This window comes from Rhizobacter sp. P2_H2 (assembly GCF_056403375.1).
Genome location: NZ_JBFUFP010000979.1, coordinates 1 through 2,047 on the forward strand (window position 1 = coordinate 1; position 2,047 = coordinate 2,047).

Genomic DNA, 2,047 nt, shown 5'->3' on the forward strand with positions numbered 1-2,047 from the left:
ATCGTCGAGCGCGCCCGCGGCGCCGGCGCGCACACCCGCTGCGGCGGCACGCTGGCGCAGGTCGGCAGCGGCGGCGCCTACTGGCGGCCGACGCTGATCGAGGGCGTAGAGGCCAGCAACCCGGCGGTGCTGGAAGAGATCTTCGGCCCGGTGCTGACAGTACAGGTGTTCGACAACGAAGAAGAAGGCCTCGCGCTGGCGGCACACGAGCACTACGGCCTCGCGGCCGGCGTGCACACCGCCGACCTCGGGCGCGCGCTGCGCGCGATGCGTGCGATCCAGGCCGGCACCGTCTGGATCAACCGCTACGGGCGCAGCGACGACTTCGTCATCCCCACCGGCGGCTACCACCAGTCGGGCATCGGCAAGGACCTGGGGCGCCAGGCGGTCGAGGCCAACCTGCGCGTCAAAAGCGTGCTGATCGACTTCGCGTCGCCGCAATGAAGTGCACCACCGCACCGGCGCAGCGCAGACCGCACGCCATGCCGAGACGGGCCCGTGAAACCACAGCTTCGACGCGTGGCACCCGCCAAATCCCCACTTCCTCGTTGGTCGCACATGCTTCAATGAAATGGTGATGACAAGGCGAACCCGCTGACACCCACCCGCCCTCACACGACAAGGACCTCCCCCACCATGGCCTTCCGCCCCAAGTTCATCAGCTTCGACTGCTACGGCACGCTGACCCGGTTCCGCATGAGCGAGATGACGCGCGAGATCTTCGCCGACCGCGTCCCCGCCGAGCGCATGGATGCGTTCATCGCCGACTTCTCCGCCTACCGCTTCGACGAGGTGCTGGGCGCCTGGAAGCCGTACGCCGACGTGCTGAAGAACGCCGTGCGCCGCACCTGCCGCAAGTGGAACCTGCAGTACCTCGACCACGAGGCGCAGCGCTACTACGACGCGGTGCCCACCTGGGGCCCGCATGCCGACGTGCCGGCAGGGCTGGCGCGCGTCGCGAAGGAGATCCCGCTGGTGATCCTGTCGAACGCGTCGGACGACCAGATCCAGCGGAACGTGGCGCAGCTCGGCGCGCCCTTCCACCGCGTCTACACCGCGCAGCAGGCGCAGGCCTACAAGCCGCGGCTGCAGGCCTTCGAGTACATGCTGGACTCGCTGAATGCGAACCCCGAGGACATGCTGCACGTGTCGTCCAGCCTGCGCTACGACCTGATGTCGGCCGACGACCTGGGCATCAAGAACAAGGTGTTCGTGAACCGCGGCCACGGCCCGGGCAACCCGGCCTACGGCTACACCGAGATCGCCGACATCGGCGGCCTGCCCGGCGTGGTCGGGCTCTGAACCCGTTCGAGCGGCCGCCATGAAACTCGACTCGTACTGGACCGACACGGCACCGGCCTTCACGCCGAAGCCGGCCGAGTTGCCGGCGCGCGCCGACGTGGTCATCGTCGGCGCCGGCTTCACCGGCCTGTCGGCGGCGCTCGCGCTGGCGCGGCGCGGCGCCAGCGTGGTCGTGCTGGAGGCCGGCGAGCGGGTCGCGAGCGAGGCCTCGTGCCGCAACGGCGGCCATGTGAACAACGGCCTGGCGGTCGACTACGGCGTGGCGGCCGACCGCCACGGCACGGCCCAGGCCTGCGCCTGGTACCACGCCTTCGACGCGGCGGTCGACAGCGTCGAGCGCGTCGTGCGCGACGAAGGCATCGCTTGCGATTTCGAGCGCAACGGCAAGCTGAAGCTCGCGACCCGGCCGGCGCACTGCGAGGCCCTGGCGCGCAGCGCCGAGCGCATGCGGCGCGAGGTCGACCCCGATGTCGAGTTCATCGACGCCGCGCGCGTGCGGCAGGAGGTCGGCAGCGAGCGCTTCGTCGGCGGCCTGCTGCAGAAGAAGAGTGCGCAGATGCACATGGGCCGCTTCGCGCACGGCCTGGCGAGCGCCGCCGAGCGCCAGGGCGCGCAGATCCACCTCGGCACCGCCGCGACGCGCTTCACGCGGCTGGGCTCGGGCCATGCCCACCGCGTCGACACCGCGCGCGGCTCGCTGCAGGCCGGGCAGCTGCTGCTGGCCACCGGCGCCTCGCAGCACGGC

3 protein-coding genes are annotated in these 2,047 nt (G+C 70.9%); all 3 read left to right on the top strand.

Going from position 1 to position 2,047, the window contains the following annotated elements:
- Positions 1 to 444 (top strand): aldehyde dehydrogenase family protein (locus AC1D15_RS29015; protein ID WP_477828744.1); only part of this gene is annotated, 444 nt, incomplete at its 5' end.
- 192 nt (positions 445 to 636) lie between these two features.
- Positions 637 to 1,302, top strand: a complete 666-nt coding sequence (locus tag AC1D15_RS29020; protein WP_465111928.1) for a haloacid dehalogenase type II — start codon at positions 637 to 639, stop codon at positions 1,300 to 1,302.
- Positions 1,303 to 1,321: 19 nt separating this feature from the next.
- On the top strand, positions 1,322 to 2,047 hold a 726-nt coding region (locus AC1D15_RS29025), incomplete at its 3' end, for an NAD(P)/FAD-dependent oxidoreductase (protein ID WP_477828745.1).

Excerpts from the sequence above, each read along its gene's own strand:
- AC1D15_RS29020 (WP_465111928.1), top strand. The coding sequence starts at position 637 with ATGGCCTTCCGCCCCAAGTTCATCAGCTTCGACTGCTACGGCACGCTG.